Below are 19,420 nucleotides of genomic sequence, written 5' to 3' on the forward strand. Positions count from 1 at the left end.
GCAAGGGTCAGTCGGCGGTGAGCAGCTCGCGGATGTCGTCGGCCGTGATCCGGCCGTCGGGCAGGGCGCCGCCGTCGACGACCTGACCGAACAGCTCGCGCTTGCGCTCCTGGAGCGCGACGACCTTCTGCTCGATCGTGTCGGCGGCGACGAGGCGGTAGACGAAGACGTGCTTGTCCTGCCCGATCCGGTGGACCCGGTCGACCGCCTGCGCCTCGGCGGCCGGGTTCCACCAGGGGTCGAGCAGGACGACGTAGTCGGCCTCGGTGAGGGTGAGGCCGAAGCCGCCGGCCTTGAGGCTGATGAGGAAGACCGGCGCCTCGCCCGAGCGAAAGCCGTCGACGACGCCGGCGCGGTCGGTCGTCGACCCGTCGAGGTAGGCGTAGTCGATACCGGCCTCCTCCAGCCGGCGTCGGGCTCGCGCTAGGTAGGAGGTGAACTGGCTGAACACGAGGACGCGGTGGCCCTCCTCGAGCAGCGGCCCGAGCATCTCCAGGAGGGTGTCGAGCTTGGCCGAGCCGACGTCGTCGTACGCCGGGTCGACGAGGCCGGGGTCGAGCGAGAGCTGGCGCAGGAGGGTCAATGAGCGGAAGATCGCGATCCGGTTGCCGTCGGGGTCGGCCAGCAGACCGAGCAGCTTCTGCCGCTCGCGCGACAGGTGCGTGTCGTAGACCCGGCGGTGCCGCGGCGAGAGCGCCACCTCGAGCAGCTGCTCCTGCTTCGGCGGCAGGTCGGCGGCGACCGCCTCCTTGGTGCGGCGCAGGACGACGGGCCGGATCCGCCGGCGCAGCGTCTCCAGCCGGGGTCCCCGCTCGGCCGCCGTGCCCTGCTCGATGGGCCGCCGGTAGACCTCGGTGAACCGCTGCGGGCTGGGGAAGAGCCCCGGCGCCACGATCGACAGCAGCGACCACAGCTCCATGAGGTTGTTCTCCATCGGGGTGCCCGTGATGGCGAACTTCACCGGGGCCGGGAGCCGACGCGCCGCGAGGTGCACCTGCGAGCGGTGGTTCTTGGCGAACTGCGCCTCGTCGAGGACCAGGGCGGACCACCCCGCCTCGCGGAAGCCGGGCGCGTCGAGCCGGAAGACGGCGTACGACGTGACGACGAGATCGGCCCCCTCGACCGCCTCCGCCACGGGGGTACGGCGCCGCCGGGTCGTCTCCCCGAGGGTGACCACCTTCAGCCCGGGCGTGAACCGGGCCGCCTCACCCGCCCAGGTCGGCAGCACGCTGGTGGGGGCGACGACGAGGACCGGCGCCGCGTCGGGCTGCTCGTCGCGCGCCTGCAGGACCATGGCCAGCGTCTGCACGGTCTTGCCGAGGCCCATGTCGTCGGCGAGGATCCCGCCGAGCCCGGCCCGGCGCAGCAGGGCGAGCCAGGTGAAGCCCTCCTCCTGGTACGGCCGCAGGGTCGCCTGCAGCCCGTCGGGCACCTGCGGGAGCGCGCGGCCGTCGTCGCCCTGGAGCGCCGCGACGGCCTGGGCCCAGCGCTCGCTCTGCTGGCGCACGACGCCGAGCTGGACGAGCTCCTCCCAGAGGTCGGCCTGGTACGGCGTGACCTTGAGCGGCCCGTCGGACGTCGGGTCCTCCTGGAGCGCCCGCGCCTCCTCGACGATGCGACGCAGGTCGGCGAGCTCGGGACCGTCGGTGCGGAACCACGTCCCGCTCTCGAGGATGACGTGGCCCGCGTTGGTGGCGAGGGCGGTGAGCAGGACCGCGAGCGGCACCTTCTCGCCGCCCACCGTGACGTCGACGGTGAGGTCGAACCAGTCGGTGCGTCCCGGCACCGAGATCCGCGGGTCGCTGACGCTCAGCTCGACGACCGGGGCCTCCTCGGCCTCGGTGTAGCTGCGGTCGCCCTCGATGCGGACGTCGACGTCCGGGTCCACCTCGAGCTGCGGCAGGACGTCCTCGAGGAAGGTGAGCATGGGCAGGCCGTCGAGCCGCGTCGCGGGGACGAGCCGCGGCAGACCGCCCACGCTGATCCGCAGCCCGGGCACCTCGTCGAGGACCTCGGGGCCGCGCAGCAGGCGCGTCTCGGCCTTGTGGTCGCGGGCCACCCCGGGCGGTCCGACGGCGTCGGGCAGGACGGGGACGACGTCGTCACCGACGGGGTAGCGCAGCTCCCACCGCAGGACGACCTCGAGCCGCTTCGGGGTGTGCGTGACGACGAGCCCCAGCCGCGGTGGCCGGGCCTCGGGGAAGTCGATGCTGCCGTCGCCGGAGGTCATCGAGACCTGACGGCGCAGGGTCGGGGCGTGGGTGATGAGGAAGCGGTCGACGTCCTGCTCGGGGATGCGCACCGACCCCAGGGCGAGGAAGCGCGCCTGGTTGCGGTCGAACGGCGGGTCGAGCCGGACCAGGTCCATCGTCCCGTCGGCGGAGATCGACACCGCCCCGAAGGGCGGGTCGCCCACCAGGGCCGGAGCGTCGGCATCGGCGGCGATGCCGTCAGGCATGGCGATCCGCGGGCTGACCCGCACCGACCCGTCGTCGTTGCGCCGCACGTCGAGGACGAAGCCGCCGCCGTCGTCGTGCAACCGCACCTCGAGCTCCGCCCGTGCTCCGCCGAGGAGGGGCACGCCGCCGGCGAGCAGGTCCCGCAGCACGCCGTACCACCCCGGGCCGAGGTCGTCGAGGTGCACCTTGTCGCCGGAGCCGACGTAGAACTTGCGGTGCCGCCGCTGCCACGCCTGCGCGACGTCGACGAGCAACCGGCGGTGCTCGGGGTCGATCCCGGCACGATTGGTGCGGTCGTGCTCGACGTTGGCCCAGGTCACGAGCGTCCGTGACCAGGCGCCCCGGCCACCGAGGGCCAGGGGGCGCAGCAGGACCCGGGTGCGCGGGCCGAGCCGGACCGGCTCGAGCTGGAGGGCGACCGGGACGTGCTCGGGCTCGGTGTCCTCCTCGTGCTGCAGCCCCGCGAGGACCGACTCCCAGTCCGGCGGTGCGGCCTCGTGGGCCCGGTCCGGGTCGATGCCGAGGCGGGTCCGCGCCGCCGCGACGAGCGCGACCGCGTGCTTGCAGTCGGTCCCGACCGGGCAGGTGCAGTCGCTGTGCCAGTAGGCCAGGTCGGTTCCGGCCGGGCCGGAGTCCTCCTCCAACCAGACGCTCGTGCGGTAGTCCTGGGCGCCGGACCCGTGGACCACGCCGTGCAGCCGTCGTCCGTCGTCGTTGGCCGAGACCGCGACCACGCGCCCCTGCCGTGCGTAGACCAGCCCGCGCGCGAGGGTGGCGGCGCCGGCGATCCCGCGCAGGTCCTCGTCGTCGAGGTCGACCACGGTGGAGGCCACGACGGGATGGCTCGAGTCCATACCTGTCCCTCCCCTCCGGGGCCCCTGCCGGCCCTCGACCACGAGCCTCCAGCCTAGGTGCGGCCACCGACGCCGCGACCGGACGGTTGTTCGCCTGTGGACGAGGTGGGTGCATGCGGAGAACTGGCTAAACCTCCCGATGATCCTCACGGAGGTTGTCCAGGCTGAGGGTCAGGAGGTCCGTCGCGAGCTGCAAGTCTCCGGCTTCGCTCAAACGAAGACGGGTGCGGAACCGCGTCCTGTTCGTGCGCTCGACGAGGGTGACCCGACCCCGATGCTGGGCTGGGACGTCCCCAAAGGGGAGGGCGACATCAACAACTCCGCTCCAGTGGACGTAGCCAAAGGCCCGTGTGGGTTCGGGGAGAGTGACGTCGTGGAGACGGAAGTAATGGGTGGGGCTCCCATCCTTCCGGCTCACGCCCGCCACGGCCTCGGACCCGGCGGCCCTCATGACGTGCAGGAGCCGATGCAAGAGCTCAGGAGCTGAAGCCTTCGCGTCGATCAGGCCGTCGACGTCCGTCCGGTCCGGCGTCGTGGGGCTCGCACTGGTTCGCCACTGCTGGGTCAGACGATCGAACACCTGCACACCGGCCTGCTCGTAGCGTCCCCAACCCAGACCTGGTTCGTTGCCCAGCATCCCGTGTTCTTGCACCGTGACGATGCAGGCGATGCCAGCGTCGGAGAGACATTCGGTGATACCCGAGTCCCCCGGTCGAGCCGTTAACAGGCGATCACTGACGGACTTCCGGGGCGTGACGTGCTCGTGGTTCACCTTGGTGTCGCCGGGCTGCTCCTTCACGCCGCGGGACACGAACCGCACGTTGTACTTCGCGTGGGGAGGCACACCACTGAGCTCCGTCAGCTGCCATAGAGCGGTCGACAGCTGCTTGCGTAGAAGTGGGGTGGGGACCGCGCCCTTCAACCCGACGAGGTGGGTGATCAGATCTCGCACCGAGGCCAGCGTCTTCTCGATCGATTCTCCCGCCACGTAGGGCTCGTCGTGCCTCACTTTGGCTATGGTGCTCATCCGACCTCATGTGCCCGTCTGACAAAGGCGGCCTCCGCCAGGATCTGCACTTCTACCGCACGACCCAACCGACCGGGCCCAACCGGACGTAGAACGGCTGTGCAGACACGTCAGGCGCCGCGGGCGACGCGGCCACGAGGGGGCGGCGTGGAGGACGGGGAGCCATTGGGTGATCCGGGCACGACTCGTGACTCCTTCACGGTGTGGGTCCGTCCGCACTGGTCCGCCATGGCCACGCTCGCCCGGCGCCTTGGCGGCGCTGACTGGGAGGACGCGCTGCAGGAGGCGCTCGCCTCCGCCTGGCGCAAGCGGGAGCAGTACGACGCCGCGCGCGGCACACCTCGCGCGTGGTTGCTCGCGATCGTCGCCGACCGGGTCCGGGGAGCGCGGCGGCGACGTCTGCCGGAACCGGTGGGCTCGCCGGACGACCTGGCCGACCAGGTCGGCGGCGACGCCCCGTCTGGGCGGGAGATGGGGCTTGACCTGCGCGCCGCGCTCGCTACCCTCACCTACCGCCAGCGCGTCGCCGTCGAGATGCACTACTACGCCGGCCTGACCGTGGCCGACGTTGCCACCGTCCTCGGCTGCGCCGAGGGCACCGTCAAGTCGACCCTTTCGGACGCCCGCGGTCACCTGCGGCGCCGGCTTGGGGAGGAGTACCGATGAGCCCGACCGACGTGCCCGACCTCACCGACGACGCCGTCGAGCGCGCCCTGCGCGCCGACGGCGAGCGGTGGCGGACGAGCCACCCCGCCCCCTCCCTCGACGACGCCGTACGGCGGCTCGTGGCCGCGGAGCCGCGACCGGCTCGACCCAACCACGGCTGGTGGCGTCCAGTTGGCGTGGCCGCCGCTGTCCTCCTGTTCACCGGTGGGGTCGTAGGGATCGCCCTGGGTCGGAACCCAACCCCGATGTCGACCGTGCCGTCGTCGACGGTGACGTCCATTGGCGGGGATGCGGCTGTTGCGGCGACACTGACCGGCCTCCCACCAGGGTTCGTCGAGGTGTCCGGTCACGTCCCGGTTCCTGCCGACGCTTCGCAGGGACCGGGCCCCGGCACCCGACGTCCCGTCGTCCTCCGCTCGTGGGTAGGGGCCCGCACCATCTCGGTGTCGCCGACGTCATCCCCGGTGCAGGAGTCCTTTGTCCTCAGCGCGCTCGGCAGCGCCGTCTCTTTGCGCAGCAGCTCGCACACCGTCCGCGGCAGCGCGGCCGAGGTGGACGAGAATGAGTGGCCTTCCTCGGGCCCGGACCACGCCACGATCATCTCCGTCCTCTGGAACGTCGACGGTCGCGCTCTCAGGCTCGTCTACACCGGTCCCGCGACGCCTGGAGGTCTGGGTGGGGCGTTGTCGGTGCAGCAGGTCCTGGCTGTGGCCGCCAGCTATCGGACAGCGGCGCCCGACGTCCCCGGGATGGAGACACGGACGGTGCCCGGGAGCCTCATCTCCGGGTCGACCACGCTCGTCGTCAACGGGCTCAGCAGCGTGCGCGCACGCCCTGGGTCGGACGACAGCCACCTGCTCGTGACGCTGCCGGGAGTCACCGCCAAAAGGCCGGATCTGGCGAGCGGCTGCGAACCTTACGCCGCAGCATTTGTGACCGGCGCGAGTCTCACATCCGTGACGATCGCCGTGGTGCGCTACGCCCCGCAGGTGTCGGAGTCCACCGTGTGCTTCCAAGCAGGCGGGCGGGCGGACCGCGAGGTGTCGGTAGATCTCGGCGCAGCGCGTGGGGCGCGGGTGGTCCTCGACGCCTCGACAGGGTCGCGCGTCACGCTCTCGACGCGCTGAGGGCGTAGGCCTCGGCGCCTTCAACGGTCGGTCCGTGGAACGGATCGCGGGCCGCCGGGTGTCCTGGGACACGACAACCCATCGACCGAGGAGCCCACCATGCGCCCGACCCGCACCAGGACGCCGTACGGCGTCGTCCTGCTCCTCGCCGCCGCCGCGCTCGCGGGGTGCGGCCAGCCCGCGAGGGCGGTCGCCCCGGGGGCGACCGTCGGCGGCGACGTCACCTCGACGACGACCACGGTGCGAAGCCTCGACGCGCCGACCCTCACCAGGCTCCCGACCGGTTTTGCCGAGGCACCGATCCCGCCCGCTGCCGACCCGGCCTGCTCGCCGCTGTACCTCTGCCCGGGCGGGTTCGTCGACGTCGGCTACTGGACGGGGACCTCGGCCGACGAGGACCTGCTGCTGCGGGTGTACTCCACCGACCCGACCGACCAGCTGCCCGGGACGACCACCACCGTCCAGGTGAGGGGCCACGCAGCGACCCTCTCTCGGGTCGACTGTGCAGCGGGCGCCATCGGCTGCCCCCGGCTGGCCATCCTGCGGTGGGCCGAGGACGACGGCACCCGGGTGGAGGTGCAGTACGACGGCCCGCGGACGGCGCAGCAGGTCGTCGACGTCGCCGACTCCTACCGACCCGGCGCCCTGCCCGTCCCGCTGCCGACGCTCCTCTCGCCCGGCCCCACCTCGCCGACGTTGCGGGTGTGGCTGACCCCGGAGGGTCAGGACTGGTGCCACCAGCAGCAGGACGCGGTGGTCGTCGGCGAGGACGGGAGCCAGGTCAGGCTGCGCGTGCGGGTCACGTCCCATCACCCGGCACCCTCCGACGGCCCCGCCGGCTGCCCCGACTACGCCGTCGGGCCGACCGAGCGCACCATCGACCTGTCCGCCCCGCTGGGCACCCGCCGCGTCGTCGACGACGCGACCGGCCGGGACGTCCCCGTGCTCGACACGAGCACGACGCCCTACAGCGACGGGGCGCTGCGGGCGCCGTACGTCCTCACGGGCGTGCAGCCCGGACCGGTCGTCACCTGGGCGTGGCTCGACCACGCCACGGTGACGCTCGAGCCTCAGCAGCCGGTGCCCGCGGGCGAGACGTCGTTCGGGGAGCGCAGGTTCGGCCGTCACGTCATCGCGGTCAGCGGTCGCCCGGGCAGCGTCACCGCGCGCTGGCAGGAGGACCCGACCCACCGGTGGCAGGTCACCGTGACGCGACCGAGCGGCGACGGCTTCGTGCAGGACGGTCAGGTCGTGGACTACGGCGGCGTCCTCGAGCTCGCCGACGGCTTCCACCCGGCCTCGTGACCCAACCGACCGCCGGCACCGCGGGTACAGAGGACATGGCTGTGATCAGGGGGGCCGCCGATGGCGGGGGAGGCGTGCTCGTGGGTGAGGGTCCACGGGCGCCCCGGACGGCGGAGGAGTTCGCCGACTGGGTGCGTCCGCACTGGCCGGCGATGGCGGGTCTCGCGGCGCGGCTCGGAGGGCCGCACGGTGAGGACGCGCTCCAGGAGGCGCTCGGGGCCGCCTGGAGGAAGCGGGAGCAGTACGACGAGTCGCGGGGCACCCCGCGTGCGTGGCTGCTCGCCGTCGTCGCCGACCAGGGTCGCAAGACGTGGCGCACCCGCCGACCGGAGCCGGTCGACCCGGTCTCGATGGATCTCGGAGCCGCCCCCGGCGACGACCGCGAGGCCCGGCTCGACCTGGCCCGCGCCCTCACCCGACTCACCGACCGACAGCGGCTCGCCGTCGAGCTGCACCACGTCATCGGGCTGCCGCTGGCCGAGATCGCCTCGGTCCTCGGCTGCGCCGAGGGCACCGTCAAGTCGACCCTGTCCGACGCCCGCAAGCGGCTCCGCGCCGAGATGGGGGAGGAGTACCGATGACCAACGACCCGACCGAGATCCACGATCGGACCGACAGCGTCGTCGAGGACCGCCTGCGGCGGCTGCTCGACGACGAGGGAGCCCGCTTCCGCGCCGGCTACGAGCCGCCCTCCTTCGACGACGCCGTACGGCGACTCGCCCTGCCCGGCGACGAGGGGGCGTGGATCGACGACCCGCACGAGGCCCCGCCGGTCTCGACCCCGCGGGTGGACTGGTGGCGGCCCGCCCTCATCGCGGCCGCCGTGCTCGTCCTCGTCGGTGGGGTGGTGGGCGTCGCGCTGCGCAGCGGCTCGGTCCACGGGCTCCCCGCGGACGGCCCCGGCGGTGCCCCGCGGCTCACCGCGCCACCGGCGGGGTTCCACCTCGTCGAGGGTGCGCCCGCCGCGGGGGTGCTGGACGCGACGGCGTCCCTGACCTCCGCGTCGTCGGGTGACACGAGCTCCGTGACGTACGTCGGGCCGCGCGCCCTCCCCTCGGGGGAGCACGAGACCCTGGTCCTCACGGCCACCCGGGCCTCGCAGCCGCTGGTCGACCTCCCGGACGACGTGGCCGGCGGCATCGGCACCAGCGCCGGGGTGCTCGGGCTCGTGCGAGGTCACGTGGCGACCGTGCGGACCGGCTCGTGCGCCGGTGTGTCCGGTTGCCAGAGCATCGACGTCGCGTGGGCCGAGACCGCGGACGAGGGCATCACGCTGTCCTACGCCGGTCCCAGCGGCAGCATCAGCGGGACCCTCGGCTTCGCGGAGGTCATGGCGGCGGCCGAGAGCCTGGACGACGGCAGCGGGACCCCGGACCCCGGGGCCACGACGCGGACCGGAGAGGCCGTCCTGCCGCAGGAGGTGCGGCTCGGCGGCCGGCGGCTGCAGCTGTGGACCACCACGGCCTTGCGCGGCGCCGAGATCCTCGGCCGGATCGGGGGCCCGACCTTCGTCGGGACCAGCGTTCCCGCCTGGGGTTCCGGCGAGATCTCCTACTGCGACCCGGTGGACGTCCCGATGCTCACCGCGCAGGACGCGGACCACGTCGAGGTCACCGTCGGGCAGTACGTCACCCAGGTGCCGACGCGCTCCCAGCTGCACCCCTGCCCGGCGGTGCCCCCGACCCAGCGACCCCTGGCCCCGACCCGCTGGGTCGTGCTCGGCGACACCCTGGCCGACCGGCGGGTCGTCGACGGCACGACGAAGGCGACGGTCGAGGCGCTGAGGGATCTCGTGGGGTGACCGAGGGGTCCTCGAGGCGCGTCAGAGCCCCTGCCACTCCGGCTTCGCCGCGTACGTCTCCTTGTAGTAGCTCGCCAGCGCGAGCCGGGAGGCCGCCGCCTCGTCGACGACGACCGTCGCGTGCGGGTGCATCTGCAGGATCGTCGCGGGCCACATCGCCGAGATCGGACCCTCGACGAGCTGGTGCACCGCCTCGGCCTTGTGCCGGCCGGTGGCGACGAGGACGAGCTGGCGCGCGGCCATGATCGTCCCGATCCCCTGGGTCAGGCAGTGCCGCGGCACCGCGTCCACGTCGTCGCCGAAGAACCGTGCGTTGTCGCGACGGGTCTGGCTCGTCAGGGTCTTGATCCGGGTCCGCGACGCCAGCGACGACCCGGGCTCGTTGAAGGCGATGTGCCCGTCGGAGCCGACCCCGAGGATCTGCAGGTCCACCCCGCCCGCCGCCGCCATCGCGGCTTCGTACGACGCGCACGCCGCAGCCAGGTCGCCGGCCTGGCCGTCGGGGCCGTGGACCCGGTCGGTCGGCAGGTCGACCTTGGCGACGAAGTCGCGCTCGACGACGTTGCGGTAGCGCTCCGGGTGCTCCGCCGGCAGCCCGACGTACTCGTCGAGCATGAAGGCGGACCCGCCCGCGAGGCTCACCCTCCCCGCCGTGACGCGACGGCCGAGCTCGTCGTAGATCCCGACCGGGCTCGACCCGGTCGCGATCCCGAGGACGGCGTCCGGCTTGGCGGCGAACAGCGCCTCGACCGCGTCGGCGCCGACGGTGCCCGTCTGCTCGGGCGTGGGCGTGATGATGACCTCCACGTCGTCCATTCTGTCGGGCCGGCGGGGTCCGCCGGCGGTCGGTCCCAGCCGGTGTCACGCGAGGCCGTCGCGGAACCACCCGGTGATCGTCGTCGGGTGCGTGATCGCCGTGCCGACGCAGACCGCGAACGCCCCCGCGGTCAGACACGCCCGCGCCTGCGCCGGCGTGTGGATCCGCCCCTCGGCGACGACGGGCACCCCCGGCAGGGCGGCCAGGAGGTCGCGCACCAGCGCGAGGTCGGGGCCGTCGGTCCGCGGTCGCTCCCCGGTGTAGCCGGCCAGCGTCGTCCCGACGAGGTCCACCCCGGCGTCGACCGCCGCCCGCGCGTCGTCGAGCGAGCCGCAGTCGGCCATGACGATGACCTCGCCGTCGGCCCGCAGCGCGGCGACGGTCTGCGCAAGGGTGAGCCCGTCGGGCCGGGGGCGCCGGGTGCCGTCGAGGGCCACGACGTCGGCGCCGGCGTCGCGCACGGCGCGGGCATGCTCCAGCGTCGGGGTGATGACGATGCCGTCGCTCCCCTCCTTCCAGATGCCGACGACCGGCACGTCGACGCTCGCGCGCACGAGGCGCACGTCCTCCACGCCCTGCGCCCGCACGGCGGACGCCCCGCCGGCGACGACCGCCACCGCCACCTGCGCCATGGTCCGGGGGTCGCGCATCGGCTCGCCCGGGTAGGCCTGGCACGAGACGACGAGCCCGCCGCGCAGCGCGTCGAGGACGGAGCCCGCCCGGCCCCTGCTCATCGCACGGCCACCGATCCCGACGCGGCCCGCTCGGACAGCAGGGCCGCCCCGACCACGCCGCTGTCCGACCCGAGGAGGGCCGGGACGAGAGGGGTGGAGGCCGCCACCGGCAGGGCGGTGCGCGCGGCCGCGTCCCGGACCCCGCGCCACCACCGCTCGCCCGCCCCGGTCATCCCGCCGGTCAGCACGACGACGTCGGGATCGAGCGCGCCCAGCCAGCCGCCGACGGCCTCGCCCAGCGCGGCCGCCGCGGTGTCGAGGGCCCGCCCGGCCTGCCGGTCCCCGCTCGCCGCGAGCGCGGCCACCTCGCGTCCGTCGCGCACCGTCACGCCGTACCGGCTGGCGAGCGCGGCCAGCCCCTCACCGGAGGCCACCGCCTCGAGGTGCCCGGTCCGGCCGCACCGGCAGGGCAGGCCCGCGGCGGCGGCCGACGGCACGTGGCCGAGGTGGCCGCCTGCCCCGTGCGCGCCGACGAGCACCCGCCCGCCCTCGACGAGGGCGCCGCCGACGCCGGTCCCGGCCGCGACGACGAGCACCGTCCGGTGCCCGCGGCCGGCGCCCACCCTCGCCTCCGCGAGGGCGTGCGCGTGCGCGTCGTTGGCCACGACGACCGTGTCGGGCGCGAGGCCGAGCAGGCCGGCCAGCCGGTCGCGGACCGGTGTGCCGGCCCACCCGCGCAGGTGGTCGGTGGCGGTCGTCACCGTGCCGGTCGCGGGGTCGACGACGCCGGCCGTCCCCACCCCGAGCCCGTACGGCGCCCCGTCGGCCACCTCGCTCACGAGCCGCGCGACGAGCGCGAGGACGGCGTCCGGCCCGTCCTGGGCGGGGGTCGGCGCGAGCGCGCGGCGGAGGACGCCGCCGTCCTCCACGAGCGCGGCGGCGGTCTTCGTCCCTCCGAGGTCGACCCCGACGAGTCCCCTCACGCGGCGAGCCCCACCTCGGTGAGGACCGCCTTGACAGCGTCGACGTCGGCGTCGTCCAGCCCCTCGAAGGGGAGCGGCAGCTGGTGCGAGTCGATGACGCCGAGCAGCACGAGGGCGGCCTTGAAGGCACCGACACCGGCGCCCCAGCCGCCGGTGCGGCGCGGCGCCAGGACGATGTCCATCAGCCGGGCCAGGCGGTCCTGCTCGTCGCGCGCCGTGGCCCAGTCGCCGCCCTGCAGCGCGCGGTGGAGGCGTACGTAGCCCGCGGGGTCGACGTTGCCGAGCCCGGGCACGACGCCGTGCGCCCCCGAGAGGTATGCCCCGTCGACGACGACCTCGTGGCCGGTGAAGAGCCTCAGCGGCTCACCCGCGTCGCGGTTGCGCAGCGCGAGCCGGCGGAAGCCGACGTCGTCGCCGGACGAGTCCTTGACCGCGACGATCGCCCCGTCCCGGCCCAGCGCGACGAGGTCGTCGGCGTCGAGCTTGGTGTGCACGCAGACCGGGATGTCGTAGGCGACCACCGGCACGGGCGAGCGCTCGCCGAGCACCTCGAAGTGCCGGCGCACCTGCTCGCGTGGGGTGACGGCGTAGAACGGCGCCGTCGCCACGACGCCGTCGGCGCCGAGGTCGGCCGCGACCCGTGCGTGGTCGAGGACCCGCTCCGTCGCCATGTCGACGACTCCGGCGAGCAGCGGCACGCGTCCGGCGACGACGCGGGCCGCCTCGGTGACCACGCGACGCCGTACGGCGTCGGTAGCGAAGGCGACCTCGCTGGTCGAGCCGAGGACGAAGACGCCGTCGACGCCGGCGTCGAGCATCCGGGTGAGGACGCGCTGGAACGACGGCACGTCGAGCTCGCGGTCTGGGGTCAGGGGGGTGACGACCGGGGGGATGACGCCGTGCAGGTCCAGGGGGGTGGTCATGGCTCGCTCTCGGGAAGAAGGTTCTGAAGGATGGAGAGTCAGACGGACGCCGGCTCAGGCACCCGGTCGGTGGCGTCCGACTCGCGGACCGCGGCCGGTCGCACGAGGCGCTGCGCCCGCAGCGGTGCGTTGATGCCGACGAGGACGATGACGACGGCGGTCAGGCCGAAGGACAGGACCGCGAGCGCGGTGCCGAGGCTCATCGAGCCGGCCAGGCCGGCACCCAGCACGGGCGCCACCGCCCCACCGAGGGCGCCGACGTTGTAGGAGTAGCCGAGGCCGGCGGCGCGCTTGTCGACGGAGAAGTAGCCGCCGATCCACTTGGGCAGCAGCCCGGAGATCCCCTGGCCGAAGACCTGCTGCAGGAAGAGCAGGGCGCCCAGCACGACGAAGTTGTGACCGCCGACGAGGAAGACCGGGAAGATGAGCACCTCGGAGACGACGAGGCTGACCCAGTAGGCCCGCCGCGTCCCCCACCGGTCGCCGGTGAAGCCCGCGACGATGCAGCCGACCGCGGCGCCGAAGCCGGAGAAGAACAGCACGTCGGCGACCGCGCCCGGGTCGAGCCCGAGGTCGGACTTGAGGTAGGTCGGCAGCAGCGACTGGATCGGCCACGAGTAGAGGAAGGCCGTGAAGACCGTGACCATGATCGTCACGCCGGTCGGCCAGCGCGGGCCCTCGAACTGGACCATGAACGCGACGAAGACGGCGGCCACGACGACGGCGAGGGCGGCCTTGACCCAGCCGCTGCCGACGATCGGGGTGAAGATCAGCAGCAGCGCGACGAAGGCGGCGACGGTCGCCGCGACGTTGAGCAGCCCCCGCGGCCCCCGGTAGAGCACCGAGAACATGTCCGTCGCGCGTGGACCGCCCGCGCGCCGCTCCTCGGCGGCGCGCGCCCAGTCCTCCGACTCGGGCAGCGTGCGCCGCAGCCACAGGGCCACGGCGATGGGGACGAGGCCGACGGCGAAGAGCGCCCGCCAGCCGAAGGCCGGGACGATGAAGCGGTAGGCCTGCGCGCTCAGCACGGCGCCGACCGAGAAGCCGGAGATGAGGAAGCCCGACGCCTTGTTGCGCAGGTGCGCCGGCCAGGACTCGATGACGTAGGTCGAGCTGGAGCCGTACTCGCCGGCCATGCCGAGCCCGATGAGGACGCGGGCCAGGAACAGCACCCAGTAGGCGGGGGACACCGCGCACAGCACCGACCCGACCGAGAACAGGACGATCGAGGCGACCATCGCGTCACGCCGGCCGAAGCGATCGCCGAACGCCCCCAGGGCGAGGCCGCCGAACCACCGCGAGATGAAGGCGGCCGACACGAGCGTGGCTCCGAGCACCTTGGACAGGCCGAACTCGGTGCTGACCTCGGTGAGCACCAGCGTGATGATGACGAAGTCGAAGCCGTCCAGCAGGTAGCCCAGCCAGGCGGCCGCGAAGGAGCGCCACTGGGTCGGGCTGACCTGGCGGTACCAGGGGTCGGCGGTGGTGGCGGGTTGGCTCATGGGTGCGTCCTCGTGGTCCTCGTCGACCGGCAGGCGGCCTGCGGTTGCTCGAATGTCGGATGTCTGATGTCCTACATCCGAGACGGTAGCGGCAGGGAGGACCCGGTTGCAAGGGGTGCGCGAGCGCGGCGGCGCCACTCGGCATACTGCGCGGGTGAACGCCGCGCCTGGGTCCGTCGTCGAGCGGATCAAGGAGCTCATCGTCCGCGAGGGGCTGCGTCCCGGCGACCCGCTACCGACCGAGCTCGAGCTGACCGACGCCCTCGGGGTGAGCCGGTCCCGCGTCCGGGAGGCGGTCAAGACGCTCGTCGCGCTCGACATCGTCGAGGTGCGGCACGGGTTCGGGACGTACGTGGGCCGCATGAGCCTCGACGCGCTCGTCCAGGCGCTGGCCTTCCGCAGCCTCGTCGGCCCGGCCGCCGACCAGCGCCACCTCCTGCTCGACCTCATCGACGTGCGGCAGATGCTCGAGACGAGCCTCGCCCCGGTCGTCGTCCAGCAGGTGACCGGAGAGGTCCTCGACGCGCTCGCCGCCACGACGCAGGTGATGGCCGCCAAGGCCGCCCGCGGCGAGGAGTTCCGCGAGGAGGACCGCGAGTTCCACGCCCTGCTCGTCGGCGCCACCGGCAACGCGCTGGCTGTCCAGCTCACAGAGGCCTTCTGGGACGTCCACGCTCTCTCGACCGCCGTCGTCGGGCCCCCGACGGACCTCGTGGAGACCGCGCAGGCGCACGTCGCCGTCGTCGATGCAGCCCGTGCCGGCGACGCAGTGGCGCTCGCCGCCGCCATCGTGCGCCACTACGACCCCGTACGACGCCGGCTCGATGCCGCTCCGCTGCCCTGACCCTCCCGGTGGCCAGCCTGTGAGTTCGCTGGTGAGGTGAGGCTCACCTTGGCACCGACGCCCGATTAAGGTTAGCCTTACCTGCGGAGCGCCTCCTGCCGACGCCCCACGGAGAGTCCCCGGAAGGCCAACCCCGAAGGAGCGTCGTGTCCCTGCTGACCGGCCTGCTGAGCGCCCGTGTCGTCGACGACGTCGAGGACGTCGAAGCGCTGACCGCCTGCCGCGCCGCCGGGACCCCGACGATGGCCGACCTGCGCCCGGGGGCCACGGCGACCGTCACCTCCGTCTGCGCGGGCACCGACGCCGCCACCTCCCGCCGACTCTTCGACCTCGGCTTCGCCCCGGGTGTCGAGGTCCAGCTTGTCCGGCGTGCGCCCATGGCCGACCCGGTCGTCTTCCGCGTCGCCGGCTACGACATCGCCCTGCGCCGCGCGCAGGCACGCTGCGTCCTCGTCGCGCCGACCCAGCAGGAGGAGCGCGAGAGCGCGTGGGCGGGGCGCCGTACGCGCCGGGCGCTCGCGACCGCCTCCTGATGGCGGTCCACCACCACGGATCCGCGCCGACCGCCGGCGCCGCCCCGGGGACCGCCCGGGTCGCGCTCGTCGGCAGCCCCAACTCGGGCAAGACGACGCTCTTCAACGCGCTGACCGGTCTGCGGGCCAAGACCGGCAACTACCCCGGCGTCACCGTGGCCCGCTACGAGGGCGTGGCCAAGGTCGGCGACCGGGACGTCGTCGTCGAGGACCTGCCCGGCACGTACAGCCTCGACCCGATCAGCCCCGACGAACGCGTCGTCTCCGACGTCCTCGACCTCGAGCACACCGGCACCGCCACGCCCGACGCCCTCGTCGTCACCCTCGACGCGACGACCCTGCGGCGCAGCCTCGGCCTGCTCGCGCAGGTCCTCGCCGCGGAGCTGCCCGCCTGCGTCGTCCTCACCTTCCACGACGAGCTGACCCGGCGGCAGGGCGCGCTCGACGTCGCCGCCCTCTCCCGCGCTCTCGGCGTCCCGGTCGTCACGGTGGTCGCCGGCCGCCGCCGCGACCTCGGCGCGCTGCGGGCGCTGCTGGCCGACCCGAGCGCCTGGGACGTGCCCGTCGTGCCGCCGCCCACCCACCCGCGCGAGGTCACCGCCTGGATCTCGTCGGTCCTCGACGCCGCCGGCTACCGCGCCCCCGTCGTCGACGCCCGCACCCGCCGCGTCGACGCCGTCCTGCTCCACCCGGTGTGGGGCACCCTCGTCTTCTTCGTGACGATGTTCGCCTTCTTCCAGGTGATCTTCACCGTCGCCGCCTACCCGCAGGGCTGGATCGAGGACCTCTTCGGCTGGCTCGGCGGCCTCGTCGACGCGCACGTCGGCATCCCGTGGCTGTCGAGCTTCCTGTCCGACGCCGTGCTCGGGGGCGTCGGGGGCGTCCTCGTCTTCCTCCCGCAGATCGCCCTGCTCTTCGTCCTCATCTCGCTGCTCGAGGGCGTCGGCTACATGGCCCGCGCCGCCTTCCTCATGGACCGGGTGATGTCGAAGGCGGGTCTCGAGGGCCGCGCGTTCGTCGCGCTGCTCTCCTCGCTGGCCTGCGCGATCCCCGGGATCATGGCGACCCGGACACTGCCGTCGGCGCGCGACCGGATCGCGACGATGATGGGCGCGCCGCTGATGACGTGCTCGGCGCGGCTACCGGTCTACGTCCTGCTCATCGGGCTGCTCGTCCCGTCCAGCACGAGGGTCGGCCCGTTCGGTGCGCAGGGCCTGATCATGTTCGCGCTCTACCTGCTCGGCGCGGTCTCGGCGATGCTCGCGGCCTGGGCCTTCTCGCGGCTCGGGCGCAGCACGGGCCCGCTGCTGCCGTTCTACATGGAGATGCCCCCCTACCGGCTGCCCTCGCTGCGCTCGATCGGCCTCGCGGTGTACGACGCCTGCGCCGCCTTCGTGCGCAAGGTCGCCCGGATCATCCTCGTCACGACCGTCATCCTGTGGCTGCTGCTCAACCTCCCCATGCGGACCGACGCCGACCTGCGCGCCGCCGGCGTCGACACCGGCGACAGCGGCGCCGCGTCGTCGTACGTCATCGACCACTCGTACGGCGCCGCGGTCGGCCGCTTCGTCGAGCCGGTCTTCGAGCCGCTCGGCTTCGACTGGCGGATCAACGTCGGCGTCCTCGCCTCGCTGTCGGCGCGCGAGACGTTCGTCGCGACGCTCGGCCAGGTCGCCGCCGCCGACGACCCCGAGAACCCGTCGGCGGCGCTGGAGAAGATGACGGTCCAGGAGGGCCCGCGCGCCGGCGAGAAGCTCTTCACGCCCGCCGTCCTCGCCTCGCTGCTCGTCTTCTTCCTCTACGCCCTGCAGTGCATGTCGACCGTCGGGATGCTGCGCCGCGAGAGCGGGTCGTGGAAGTGGCCGGCGATCGCCTTCGGCTACCTCTTCGTCACCGCGTGGGTCATGGCCTGGCTCGCCGGGACGGTCGTCGGAGCGCTCACGTGAGCGGCGCCGACGAGCTCGTCCCCCTCCACCCGGAGCCGGTCGACGGCGAGCCGACCCGGCTGCGCTGGGTCGCGCCGGCCGAGCGGATGGCGGCGCTCGGCTTCGTCGGCGCGCCCGCGCAGGTGCCCGACGACCTCGCCCCGCTGCTCGCCGACGGCACCCTCGAGGACGTCACCGTCACCCCGACCGCCGTGGTGGCCGCGCTCGCCCCGGGCCGCTCGTGGCGCACCGAGGGTGCCCGCGTCCGCTCCGCCCTCCAGGCCGCGCTCGCCGACCCGTCCGGATGGCGCGCCCCCGCCGGGGCGGACCCCGACGACGCCCTGCGGATGGCGGTCGACGAGGTCATCGCCGGCGAGGTCGGCGACTACGTCCGCTCGCACGGCGGTGAGCTCACGCTGCTGTCCGCGCACGACGACCGCGTCGAGGTCTCGATGACCGGCACCTGCGGGCACTGCCCGGCCGCCGACGACACCCTCACCACCCGCGTGGAGACGGCGCTGCGGGCGCGCTACCCCGCGCTGCGCGAGGTCGTCGCCCGGGTCGGCGTCGACGCCGTCCCGGCCGGCAGGCGCCGCCTGCCGCTCCTCCCGCTGCGCCGTCCCTGACGAGCACAGCGTCCGCAGCGGTGGGCCACCGGTGCCCCACCGCTGCGGACGCGTCAGGAGACGGACACCACGAGCAGCCGGTCGTCGCCCGAGCGGGGCGTCGACCGACCGTCGGTGTTCGACGTCGTGACGAGCAGCGTCCGGTCGTCGAGGGCGAGCACGCTGCGCAGCCGGCCGTACGTCCCGGTGAGGAACGCCTGCGGAGCGGCGACGACCCGGGTCCCGTCGAGCGGGATCCGCCACAGCCGCCGACCCTTGAGCGCGGCCATCCACACGCAGCCCGCCGCCCACGCGATCCCGCTCGGCGAGTCCTCCTCCGTGCCCCACTGCGCGACCGGCGAGGTGTAACCGGCCACGGAGGTGCGCCCCTGCGTCGCCGGCCACCCGTAGTTCGCGCCGCGCTGGACCAGGTTGAGCTCGTCGAACGCCTTGTCGCCGAACTCCGAGGCCCACAGCCGCCCGGCCGGGTCCCACGCCAGCCCCTGGACGTTGCGGTGCCCGTAGCTGAACACGAGCGACCCGAACGGGTTCCCCGCCGCGGGCCGCCCCTGCGACGTCATCCGCAGGATCTTCCCGCCGAGGCTGCCGCGGTCCTGCGCGAGCGACGGCGTCCCGGCCTCCCCGGTGGTCGCCCACAGCGTCCCGGCCGCGTCGAACCCGAGCCGGCCGCCGTTGTGGTGCAGCCCGTGCGGGATCCCGTCGACGAGCACCCGGGGCGCCGAGAGCTGCTGTCCCGCAGGCCTGCTCGCGTCGAGGGTGAGGACGACGACCCGGTTGTCGCTCGCGGTCGAGTGGTACGCCCAGACCCGCCGGTCCTGCCCGTACGACGCCCCGACGGCCAGCCCCAGCAGCCCGCCCTCCCCGCCGCTGCGGCCGTTCGACACGACCCCGGGGACCGTGCCGACGAGGCTCGCGCGCCCGGTGGTCACGTCGACGCGGTGCACCTGGGCGGTGTCGCGGGAGGAGACGAGGACCGATCCGTCGGGCAGCCGCGCCAGCCCCCACGGCACGTTCAGCCCGGTCGTCAGCGTCCGGGTCACGGTCGCCGACCCGGTCGCCGACCCCGCCCGCAGCCCGCCCGCCGACGTGCTCGCCGTCGGCGTCGAGGACGTCGCGGATGCCGAGGACGTCGAGGACGGGGAGGACGCGGAGGACGACGAGGGCGCGGCGCTCGTCGTGCTCGGCGACGCCGTACGGGAGGAGGTGGGGACGCCCGACGACGTCGCGCCGGCCGAGCCCGGGGACGAGGAGCAGCCGGCCAGGCCGGCGACCGAGCCCACCCCGGCGAGCAGCAGCGTGCGGCGGGTGACCGGGCGTGCCATCGCCCGACGGTAACCCGCGCGGCTGTGCCGCC

17 protein-coding genes are annotated in these 19,420 nt (G+C 74.1%); 9 read left to right on the top strand and 8 right to left on the bottom strand.

Going from position 1 to position 19,420, the window contains the following annotated elements:
* Positions 1-7 precede the first annotated feature (7 nt).
* Both FB458_RS08585 and FB458_RS08590 read right to left on the bottom strand, forming a co-directional pair.
* A complete protein-coding gene (locus tag FB458_RS08585; protein ID WP_141848129.1) occupies positions 8-3,292 on the bottom strand; it encodes a DEAD/DEAH box helicase in 3,285 nt (1,094 codons plus the stop codon).
* Between the two features lie 148 nt (positions 3,293-3,440).
* Positions 3,441-4,340, bottom strand: a complete 900-nt coding sequence (locus tag FB458_RS08590) for a hypothetical protein (RefSeq protein ID WP_141848130.1) — start codon at positions 4,338-4,340, stop codon at positions 3,441-3,443.
* Between the two features lie 228 nt (positions 4,341-4,568).
* Here FB458_RS08590 and FB458_RS08595 point away from each other — a divergent pair, with 228 nt between their 5' ends.
* From FB458_RS08595 to FB458_RS08615, 5 genes are all read left to right on the top strand, one after another.
* Positions 4,569-5,006: an RNA polymerase sigma factor gene (locus FB458_RS08595; RefSeq protein WP_141848131.1), complete on the top strand. Its 438-nt coding sequence runs from the start codon at positions 4,569-4,571 to the stop codon at positions 5,004-5,006.
* Positions 5,003-6,133, top strand: a complete 1,131-nt coding sequence (locus FB458_RS08600; protein WP_141848132.1) for a hypothetical protein — start codon at positions 5,003-5,005, stop codon at positions 6,131-6,133. The genes FB458_RS08595 and FB458_RS08600 overlap by 4 nt, the downstream gene beginning before the upstream one ends.
* Before the next feature lie 99 nt (positions 6,134-6,232).
* The gene (locus tag FB458_RS08605; protein WP_141848133.1) at positions 6,233-7,438 is read left to right on the top strand and encodes a hypothetical protein; all 1,206 of its coding nucleotides are present in this window, start codon (positions 6,233-6,235) and stop codon (positions 7,436-7,438) included.
* Between the two features lie 80 nt (positions 7,439-7,518).
* On the top strand, positions 7,519-8,019 hold the full coding sequence (locus FB458_RS08610) for an RNA polymerase sigma factor (RefSeq protein ID WP_211355976.1): 501 nt from the start codon (positions 7,519-7,521) through the stop codon (positions 8,017-8,019).
* On the top strand, positions 8,016-9,239 hold the full coding sequence (locus tag FB458_RS08615; RefSeq protein WP_141848135.1) for a hypothetical protein: 1,224 nt from the start codon (positions 8,016-8,018) through the stop codon (positions 9,237-9,239). The genes FB458_RS08610 and FB458_RS08615 overlap by 4 nt, the downstream gene beginning before the upstream one ends.
* 21 nt (positions 9,240-9,260) lie before the next feature.
* Here the strand turns inward: FB458_RS08615 and nagB are convergent, their stop codons facing one another.
* The 5 genes from nagB to FB458_RS08640 are packed head-to-tail and all read right to left on the bottom strand — an operon-like array spanning position 9,261 to position 14,138.
* Positions 9,261-10,046 carry a glucosamine-6-phosphate deaminase gene (gene nagB / locus FB458_RS08620; protein ID WP_141848136.1) on the bottom strand — a complete coding sequence of 262 codons (786 nt, stop codon included), beginning with the start codon at positions 10,044-10,046 and terminating at the stop codon, positions 9,261-9,263.
* Positions 10,047-10,100: 54 nt separating this feature from the next.
* The gene (locus tag FB458_RS08625; protein WP_141848137.1) at positions 10,101-10,790 is read right to left on the bottom strand and encodes an N-acetylmannosamine-6-phosphate 2-epimerase; all 690 of its coding nucleotides are present in this window, start codon (positions 10,788-10,790) and stop codon (positions 10,101-10,103) included.
* The gene (locus tag FB458_RS08630) at positions 10,787-11,713 is read right to left on the bottom strand and encodes an ROK family protein (RefSeq protein ID WP_141848138.1); all 927 of its coding nucleotides are present in this window, start codon (positions 11,711-11,713) and stop codon (positions 10,787-10,789) included. Before FB458_RS08630 ends, FB458_RS08625 begins: the two co-directional genes overlap by 4 nt.
* Entirely contained in the window at positions 11,710-12,636 is a 927-nt protein-coding gene (locus FB458_RS08635) for a dihydrodipicolinate synthase family protein (RefSeq protein WP_141848139.1), read from the bottom strand. The genes FB458_RS08630 and FB458_RS08635 overlap by 4 nt, the downstream gene beginning before the upstream one ends.
* A gap of 38 nt (positions 12,637-12,674) precedes the next feature.
* Positions 12,675-14,138, bottom strand: coding sequence for an MFS transporter (locus FB458_RS08640; RefSeq protein ID WP_141848140.1), 1,464 nt, complete (start codon positions 14,136-14,138; stop codon positions 12,675-12,677).
* Positions 14,139-14,292: 154 nt separating this feature from the next.
* On the opposite strand from FB458_RS08640, the gene FB458_RS08645 reads away from it, so the two are divergent.
* From FB458_RS08645 to FB458_RS08660, 4 genes are all read left to right on the top strand, one after another.
* Entirely contained in the window at positions 14,293-14,982 is a 690-nt protein-coding gene (locus FB458_RS08645) for a FadR/GntR family transcriptional regulator (protein ID WP_141848141.1), read from the top strand.
* A gap of 146 nt (positions 14,983-15,128) precedes the next feature.
* Positions 15,129-15,515, top strand: a complete 387-nt coding sequence (locus FB458_RS08650) for a FeoA family protein (protein WP_246061129.1) — start codon at positions 15,129-15,131, stop codon at positions 15,513-15,515.
* On the top strand, positions 15,515-17,461 hold the full coding sequence (gene feoB, locus FB458_RS08655; protein WP_141848142.1) for a ferrous iron transporter B: 1,947 nt from the start codon (positions 15,515-15,517) through the stop codon (positions 17,459-17,461). The genes FB458_RS08650 and feoB overlap by 1 nt, the downstream gene beginning before the upstream one ends.
* Positions 17,458-18,066: a NifU family protein gene (locus tag FB458_RS08660; protein ID WP_141848143.1), complete on the top strand. Its 609-nt coding sequence runs from the start codon at positions 17,458-17,460 to the stop codon at positions 18,064-18,066. Before feoB ends, FB458_RS08660 begins: the two co-directional genes overlap by 4 nt.
* A 53-nt stretch (positions 18,067-18,119) precedes the next feature.
* On the opposite strand, the gene FB458_RS08665 is transcribed toward FB458_RS08660, so the two are convergent.
* Positions 18,120-19,388: a PQQ-dependent sugar dehydrogenase gene (locus tag FB458_RS08665; protein ID WP_141848144.1), complete on the bottom strand. Its 1,269-nt coding sequence runs from the start codon at positions 19,386-19,388 to the stop codon at positions 18,120-18,122.
* Positions 19,389-19,420: the final 32 nt, after the last annotated feature.

It is taken from the genome of Lapillicoccus jejuensis (genome assembly GCF_006715055.1).
GTDB classification, from domain to species: Bacteria; Actinomycetota; Actinomycetes; order Actinomycetales; family Dermatophilaceae; genus Lapillicoccus; species Lapillicoccus jejuensis.

What these genes read in the sequence shown, in the direction of transcription:
- FB458_RS08590 (WP_141848130.1), bottom strand. Translation starts at nt 4,340, where the DNA reads ATGAGCACCATAGCCAAAGTGAGGCACGACGAGCCCTACGTGGCGGGA.
- FB458_RS08595 (WP_141848131.1), top strand. Translation starts at nt 4,569, where the DNA reads ATGGCCACGCTCGCCCGGCGCCTTGGCGGCGCTGACTGGGAGGACGCG.
- FB458_RS08600 (WP_141848132.1), top strand. Translation starts at nt 5,003, where the DNA reads ATGAGCCCGACCGACGTGCCCGACCTCACCGACGACGCCGTCGAGCGC.
- FB458_RS08605 (WP_141848133.1), top strand. Translation starts at nt 6,233, where the DNA reads ATGCGCCCGACCCGCACCAGGACGCCGTACGGCGTCGTCCTGCTCCTC.
- FB458_RS08615 (WP_141848135.1), top strand. Translation starts at nt 8,016, where the DNA reads ATGACCAACGACCCGACCGAGATCCACGATCGGACCGACAGCGTCGTC.
- FB458_RS08625 (WP_141848137.1), bottom strand. Translation starts at nt 10,790, where the DNA reads ATGAGCAGGGGCCGGGCGGGCTCCGTCCTCGACGCGCTGCGCGGCGGG.
- FB458_RS08635 (WP_141848139.1), bottom strand. Translation starts at nt 12,636, where the DNA reads ATGACCACCCCCCTGGACCTGCACGGCGTCATCCCCCCGGTCGTCACC.
- FB458_RS08640 (WP_141848140.1), bottom strand. Translation starts at nt 14,138, where the DNA reads ATGAGCCAACCCGCCACCACCGCCGACCCCTGGTACCGCCAGGTCAGC.
- feoB (WP_141848142.1), top strand. Translation starts at nt 15,515, where the DNA reads ATGGCGGTCCACCACCACGGATCCGCGCCGACCGCCGGCGCCGCCCCG.
- FB458_RS08665 (WP_141848144.1), bottom strand. Translation starts at nt 19,388, where the DNA reads ATGGCACGCCCGGTCACCCGCCGCACGCTGCTGCTCGCCGGGGTGGGC.